5 protein-coding genes are annotated in these 6,959 nt (G+C 66.6%); 2 read left to right on the forward strand and 3 right to left on the reverse strand.

Annotated features, from left to right (window positions below):
- From Q0283_RS03730 to Q0283_RS03740, 3 genes are all read right to left on the reverse strand, one after another.
- A partial coding sequence (locus tag Q0283_RS03730) for a hypothetical protein (RefSeq protein ID WP_298043100.1) occupies nt 1-243 on the reverse strand: 243 nt, incomplete at its 3' end.
- Nucleotides 233-910 carry a hypothetical protein gene (locus tag Q0283_RS03735; protein WP_298043103.1) on the reverse strand — a complete coding sequence of 226 codons (678 nt, stop codon included), beginning with the start codon at nt 908-910 and terminating at the stop codon, nt 233-235. The genes Q0283_RS03730 and Q0283_RS03735, both read right to left, overlap by 11 nt.
- A 550-nt stretch (nt 911-1,460) precedes the next feature.
- On the reverse strand, nt 1,461-3,086 hold the full coding sequence (locus tag Q0283_RS03740; RefSeq protein ID WP_183527998.1) for an S-layer homology domain-containing protein: 1,626 nt from the start codon (nt 3,084-3,086) through the stop codon (nt 1,461-1,463).
- Nucleotides 3,087-3,362: 276 nt separating this feature from the next.
- On the opposite strand from Q0283_RS03740, the gene Q0283_RS03745 reads away from it, so the two are divergent.
- Both Q0283_RS03745 and Q0283_RS03750 read left to right on the forward strand, forming a co-directional pair.
- Complete coding sequence (locus tag Q0283_RS03745; protein ID WP_183528000.1) at nt 3,363-3,515, forward strand: hypothetical protein; 153 nt, start codon at nt 3,363-3,365, stop codon at nt 3,513-3,515.
- A gap of 572 nt (nt 3,516-4,087) precedes the next feature.
- Nucleotides 4,088-5,812 (forward strand): ATP-binding protein, encoded by a 1,725-nt coding sequence (locus Q0283_RS03750; RefSeq protein WP_183528002.1) that lies wholly within the window; start codon nt 4,088-4,090, stop codon nt 5,810-5,812.
- The last annotated feature ends 1,147 nt before the right edge of the window (nt 5,813-6,959 follow it).

The raw sequence follows: 6,959 nt of genomic DNA on the forward strand, positions 1-6,959 counted from the left end.
CGGGTTGACCAGCTCGATGCCGGTCAGCGTGATGGGCGCATCGGTGAGGTTTCGGACCCGCTCCCCGAGGAAGTACGGTTCCTCGAGGTATGCATCCGGTGCGCAGTAGTTGTCGGTGCCCCACGGGTCATCGTGGCCGAAGCCCAGTGGGCCGGCCTGCGGGTTGACCAGCGTGCAGCCGGTCATCGTGCCGGTCACGACGGCCAGGGCCGCGGCGGCGGTTCGGCGAGTCTTAGTCCTCATGGGCGGCCCAGAGGACGGCGTCCAGGTCCGACAGCCGCCAGTCGCGGGTGTTCGCGGCGTGGAACATCACCTCGCGCAGGTGGTCGTATCCCTGCTTCTCGATGCCGGCCCGGGTGGCGGCCAGCCGGATGCGGGAGTCGATCGCGGCGGCCTCGGTGATTCCACACAGGATGTCGAAGTAGTCCAGGGTCTTCGGGCCGATGTTGCGCACCCGCTGAAGCTCCCGACGCAGCGCCGACCGGGTTTGCCCGGCTTCCAGGGCGTCGCGCAGCTGGTCGGTGGTGTCGATGCCCTGGTCGGCGAAGACCTGGGCGGTCTCGGACATCTGGATCAGCCGGGCCGGAGAGGACCAGTCGATGACCTTCCCCAGTGCGCCCAGGCCCTCGTTCAATGACCAGTCGAAGCCCGCGGTGTCACCGCCCCCGGTCAGCCGCCGGAACCCCGTGGTCGTGGCGGCCTCCGGCCACTGCTCGACGATCTTCTGCACCCGCGGCGCGACCGTCGCGGTGTACTTGTTGCGTCGCTGCAGGGCGGAGTCCACGACAATCCCGCCCATGTGCTGCTGGCCGCGATTCACCCGCACGGCACCGTCCAGGCCTTCGGCGTCCATGTAGTCCAACAGACGCTGAGCATCGGCCATGACTTGGGCGTTCTCGGGAATCGTCATGGCGCCAACCTATCCGTGTCCATGGACCCTGTCTCGTCTCAGCAGGCGCCAGGCACCGGCATGTTATCGGAACGTTGAGACACCCCACAGACAGCCAGGAGCCTGCCCAGGACCAGGGCCAGCATGGCGTCTCTTCGGCCCGTGGTGGACCCCGGTGTGCCCGCCCGGTCCTCAGAGGCGGCCACCAAGCCATCACCAGTTCGCACCCGGGACCAGCGACACTCAGGCAAGCCGGTGATTCCCACGAACGAAGAGGCAGCGCTTGACGGGGGCGTCTCCCTGAAGGATCCCCAAACGGACGTGACGGAACTAGACGGTCAAATAGCCTTGTGATTCACAGGTCTGGCGGATTGCACGAGGACTGAGTCCTTGTATCAACAAAGATTCCCTCCGGGCAAAGAGGTCCGGTGGCACAGCAACCGGCGCTTCTTGAGCCGGCGGGGCAGGCGTGGTGACCCGCCGGGTGTGCTGCCGAGAGATGACAACGACTCAAGCCGGCCGGTGCCGGTAGGGCGCCGACCGGCCTGAGCCGTGTCATGGGGCTACCGTTTCAGTCGTTGAAGACCGTCTCGACGAACTTGGCCATCTCCCCGCGGGTGATGTCCCGGCTCGGGCGGAAGGTGCGGTCCGTGTAACCGCGCGTCGCGCCGGTGGCGTACAGGTAGCTGATGGCCTCGAAGCGGCTGTAGGAGGCCGGGATGTCAGCGAACGGGCTCTTGGACGGTGCGGTCCAGTCCTCGTCGGCGTGGTCGGCCAGGTAGATGAACTGCGCGGCCTCGACGCGGGAGACCGGCTGGCTGGGCTTGAAGGTGCCGTCGGCGTATCCGGCGATGCCCATCGAGCGCAGCCAGGTGGCCGCCTCGTAGTGGGCCGAGCCGGGTGCCATGTCCGTGAACGGGCTGGTCTGCGGGGAGAACCAGTAACGGCCATAGAAGGGGGGCACGTGCTTCTCGCCGTAGGCGCGCATGAGGAAGGTCGCCAGCTCGCCGCGAGTGATCTCCCGAGTCACGCCGAAGGCACCGTTGGCCTGGCCGGCGGAGATCCCCTCGCAACCGAGCCACTGGATGGAGGCGAAGAACGCGCCCCCGGGCTTGACGTCCGTGAAGGTCACCGGGCACAGGTCGCTGTGGGCGATCGGCGCCCAGGGGCGGTCGAACGACGCGGTGGGCTCGGCGAGCTCGACGGTGCGCTCCCGACGGTGGTAGTCCCCGTCGAGGTTGATGGTGGTCCGGGCGGTCACCGTCTCTCCGGGCTCGATGCCCGAGGAGTCGACGGCGCTGACGATGAGCCGCTCTCCGTCGATCAGCCCGCCTTCGTAGCGGGCCTGCACCACACCCTGGGCGCAGGACACCCGGCCCTTCCGCCCGTCATCGACCTGCGGGAGCGGGTAAGGCCAGGCCGTCATGAACCTCACGTCGCTGCACTGCCCGGGGACGTCCAGGATCAGCGACACGGACTCGGCCGGGCCCTCCGGGGTGCTGGAGGACCAGTCGATGTCGCTGTCCCAGTGCAGACCGGCTCCCAGGTGTGGCTCATCAGCCTCGACCTCTTCGGCGCTGCCGGTCAGGGTGAACGTGTCGGTGAACCGATTGCCCACGCCGTCCGATGCCCTGACGGTTTCCGTGCGGGGCTCCGCGCCGTAGTAGGTGGGCGGGATCTGGGCGGGCAGCTCCACGGTGCCGCAACCACCCTTGGAGGTGGCCGGGCCGGAGACCGGGTAGATGGAGATCTTCGACTCCGCCATGGGCACCTCCGACTCGAACGGGGCGGCCAGGCTCTCAACGCGGAAGGTGTTCTCCCCGGCGGCGTCTTCCACGATCAGCTCGGCACCGTAGAGGTAGTTGTAGACGGGGCCCTCGTAGTCGGCGATGGGGGTGGCGGCATCCAGGTCGATGTCCTCCACGCCCTTGCGGGCCGCGGTCCCCGGGGCCAGGCAGAAGTCGACGGCCACTGTCAGGTGGTCATCCTCGGAAGAGACCGTGTCCTCGACGATGGAGATGTCCTGGACGTAGCCACCGTACGGGGCGATGGTCCCGGCACTCGGGGCAGCCGTGGCCGGGGCGGCGGACAGTGGTCCGGCGACCAGCACGGTGCCGAGTACGACGGCCGCGGCCGTCCTCGTGGTCCTCCTACCGGAAGCAGGCGGTCGGGGTGCGGGCAATGACGCGTGCGTCATGGGCAGGGTCCTCTCGGAAGGTCCGTGCGGCACGGATGGTGATGACGAGAGAATCTGTCACTGATCCACGGCAGCGCTACGACCTCACCCTCCGGCGCCCCCGACGACCAGCAACCACGCCCAACCTATCCCGGCATTCCACCGGAAACAGCCGCTGATCAGCCCGGACGATAAGTCGGGACCGAACCGTGATCGAACCACCCTCCGGTGGCCGAGATGGCCGTCAAGGTGCAAGACCTCAAGCTGTTTCCACGGGGCAGTCAATAGACTCGCGACATGGGAATGCTCCAGGGATGGCAAATCACGGTGATCATGTCGATAGTCGCGGTCGCCCTCATCATCACCGTGGTCGTCCTGTTGGCGAGGATCGCAGCGTCAAAGCGCAGTGACCGCCGCCCTGAGCCCGATGACACCCAACGGCGCAACTAGCCTCAGCGAGTGAACCCCGGAGATAAGCGGCCGGAGTTCCGCAGGACAATCTGACCGTCGGCGTTCAGCATCGTTGTCGCCCATTTAGGGAACGGTTCACGGCATCCGTTCTTTCAGGCCGCCGAAGACCTGCGGGCGGGATGATTCGTGCCCGGAAGGGGATCCCCCACCGGTCATCCGGGCCCGTGACTCGGGCTCACTCCAGCAGGCCTCGCGGTTCATCTCGAGTGATCCGTCCGGTCGTCGCTCCCGCGAGGGTGCGTCATACAGGGCGCCCCCGGAGAGACTTACGGCATCAATGTCCGCGCTCAGCCCCCCCGCGTTGTCGCTGGCTTCTCCACTGGATGGACAACGTCTTGGTTCCTTAGAACCAGGACACTCCTCCGAAGCAATGCCCGGGTGTGGCTTTTGACGCGAGAGGGCGGAAGCGGCGCACAGGAGATCCCCGGTGGTGGCTTGTCCGGTGGGCGGGTGGTGATATTTCTCCACGTCAGCGTCGTGAGAGGTGGTCATCACGGTTATCGTGGGCCGGTCACATTCTCGGTAGCGCGCATAAGAATACGGAGCCCCTCGTGCCCTCTTCCTCCACCCCGCTGATCGACCGTCCCGCTGAGGATCCGGCCCAGACGGGTCCGGGGTACTCCGGTGTGCAGCGCTCATACTTCGGCCAGTTCTCCCTGCGCCGCCGGGTGCTGATCTCGCAGTTGCCGTTGGCGTTGTCCGTGCTGGCCGTCGTTCTGCTGTGCGTAGTGGGGCAGAAGAGTCAGGTCTTGAGCTCTCCGGTCTTCCTGGCGGGAGTCGCCGCGGTGGGCGTGCTGACCGTGCTGGCCGGGATCATCCCCTGGGACCGGGTGCCGGGCATCGGTTTCTGGGTGATTCCGGTGCTGGACTTCGTACCCATTGCGGCCATCTGGGACGCGACGCATCACAGCCTGTATGGCACGTCCATTTTGACCGCGTTCCCGGTGTTCTGGCTGGCGTGGTCCGGCCTCTACCCGGTTCTGGGGATCACGCTGGGCGTGGTGGGAACCACGTTGACCATCTGGGGACCCCATGCGCTCAATCCACACGGATCAGCCCGGGATCACCTGCTGGAGTCGGCCGCGGTGCCCTTGTTCATGCTGGCGCTGGCCGTGGCCGCCAGCGTGCTCACCCGCAGCCTGGATCGCCAACGAGAGGAACTCGACGAGTTACTGTCCATCACCCGGCAGCAGAACCGGAGGCTGCAGACCGTCCTGGACACCACGGACGTCGGTATCGTCGTCACCGACCGGGACGGCAATGACCTGTTGATGAATCCGGCCCAGCGGCGGGTGCACCTGATCGGGTTGCCTCACGGGGTGGAGGATGCTCCGGAACGGGACCTGTTGCTCTTCGAGGCCGACGGGAAGACGCCGATCCCAGCCGAGGACCGGCCAGCACACCGGGCGGTGCGCGGTGAGAGCTTCTCCGGGCGGCTGATCGCGATCGGGGTGGACGGCAGCCAGCAGTTCCTCTCCGTCTCGGCCCAGGCCATGCGCGACGAGAACGGTACATTCGACGGCACGGTGCTGGTGTTCCAGAACGTCACTGATCTGCTGGACGCGATCCAGGCCCGGGAGAAGTTCCTGGCCGATATCTCCCACGAGCTCCGCACCCCGTTGACCTCCATCATCGGCTTCCTGGACCTGGCGGTCGAGGACAACCAGGACGAGACGATCATCGGCTACCTCAACACCTCACAGCGCAACGCGGACCGACTGCTGACACTGGTCAACGACCTGCTTCAGACCGCCGCTGGCGGCACGGCCGTAACCCCGGAACCCACGGACCTGGCCCGGTTGGTCAGACACAGCGCGGAATCGGCGCAGATCCAGGCGGACAACGCCGGCATCACCCTCCAGGTACGAGCGCCGGACACACTGATCATGCAGGCCGACCCGGTCAAGATGAACCAGGTCGCGGACAACCTGATCTCCAACGCCATCAAGTACACCCCCACCGGCGGCACCGTCACGGTCAGCGCCGCACCGGCCGGGGACTGCGCCGAACTGATCGTGACCGATACCGGCATCGGCATCAGTGCCGAAGAGCAGCAGAAGCTCTTCACCAACTTCTACCGCACCGAGCACGTCCGCCGGGCGGCCATCCCCGGCACCGGCCTCGGCCTGGCCATCACCCGGGGTCTCGTCCGCGCTCACGGCGGGGAGATCACCGTCACCTCCGAGAAAGGCACGGGATCCACCTTCACGGTCTCCCTGCCTGTCGATGGCCCGGCAACCGGTACCCCGGCGAACGCGTCCACGTCACCGCGCTGACCCGCGATCACAGCAACTGACCCCGCCGTCCACGCGCCCGCGGCGTCCACTGGGGTCTCCCCTCTGACCGAAAATGGGCAAGGGCATGGCGTGCGCTGGACGGACGTGCACCTGTCCGGTTCTGATGTCACGACAAGGAGCGTCACCTCGCGCCTGCGAAGACGCCCCACGCCGGGCGTAGGCCGCCAGTGAGCAGCGCGCACTCGATCCACGGTCATCGAGGGCAGTCCAACAGCGCGCTGCCGGAGCCGACGCCGGTGTGGCTCCGAGCAGACCGTGACCGCCCAAATCCGCTGGTTCCATCCCGTAGAACTTCGCCTCGGTCTCTTCCCGCGCCCGGGAATCCTCGTGAACCGGCGGCCGTTCCGCTACCGCCATCACCATCAGATCCTGCCCGGCCCTGGTCCGCATCTTCCGGGGATCCCGGTCAGATTGCCCTGCACCGTCTTCTTGCCCACGCCCTCCATGACTTGCTCGCTTCCACCCTCGATGGGGCCGCTGGTTCTGATCGATCCCTGGCCTCGTACACGAACCAGTGCTGAGTCCTCACGGTGGCGCGCCTCTCCGGGCCGAGGTGATCGAGACGCACCACTCCCAGACCCCAGATCCCTGCATCCGGGGTGAGGGACATTCAGGGGAAAACCTTGGTGAATGTTTGGGCCGCATTATGGGATTTCTTGAGGCGGAGACGGTGAACTGAGTGCCATCGGGAAGCCCACAGCGGCACGGACATCCCCGTCCAGGTGCCACCAGCTTCCCTAACCGTCCCAGCATCGACGCTGGATGCTGGCATCCCCGCCAGCCCAGGCGACGATCGATACCAGTAAGGGGTATGACATGAACAAGAAGACCAATGGCGCCATCGTGGCCGGTCTGACCGGCTGACTGGCGTCGAGGCCCTTCCTATAGCCGAAGTCGACGTGAAGGGTCAGTTCTTGCGGTACGCCTGCCGCTGAGAAAGCAGGCGTCAATCGTTGTATCTCCCGGCGCTCGGCCGTATCTGCCGAGCCCCCGCCTTATCGCACTGTTGTGCCACCTTTGATCCCCCCTGGGTGGCGCGGCTCCTGGTTGTGCCACCTTTGATCCCCCCTGGGTGGCGCGGCTCCTGGTTGTGCCACCCTTGATCCCCCTTCGGTGGCGCGGCTCC

The organism is uncultured Citricoccus sp., from assembly GCF_937871995.1.
Lineage (GTDB): Bacteria > Actinomycetota > Actinomycetes > Actinomycetales > Micrococcaceae > Citricoccus.

Excerpts from the sequence above, each read along its gene's own strand:
- Q0283_RS03735 (WP_298043103.1), bottom strand. The coding sequence starts at position 910 with ATGACGATTCCCGAGAACGCCCAAGTCATGGCCGATGCTCAGCGTCTG.
- Q0283_RS03740 (WP_183527998.1), bottom strand. The coding sequence starts at position 3,086 with ATGACGCACGCGTCATTGCCCGCACCCCGACCGCCTGCTTCCGGTAGG.
- Q0283_RS03745 (WP_183528000.1), top strand. The coding sequence starts at position 3,363 with ATGGGAATGCTCCAGGGATGGCAAATCACGGTGATCATGTCGATAGTC.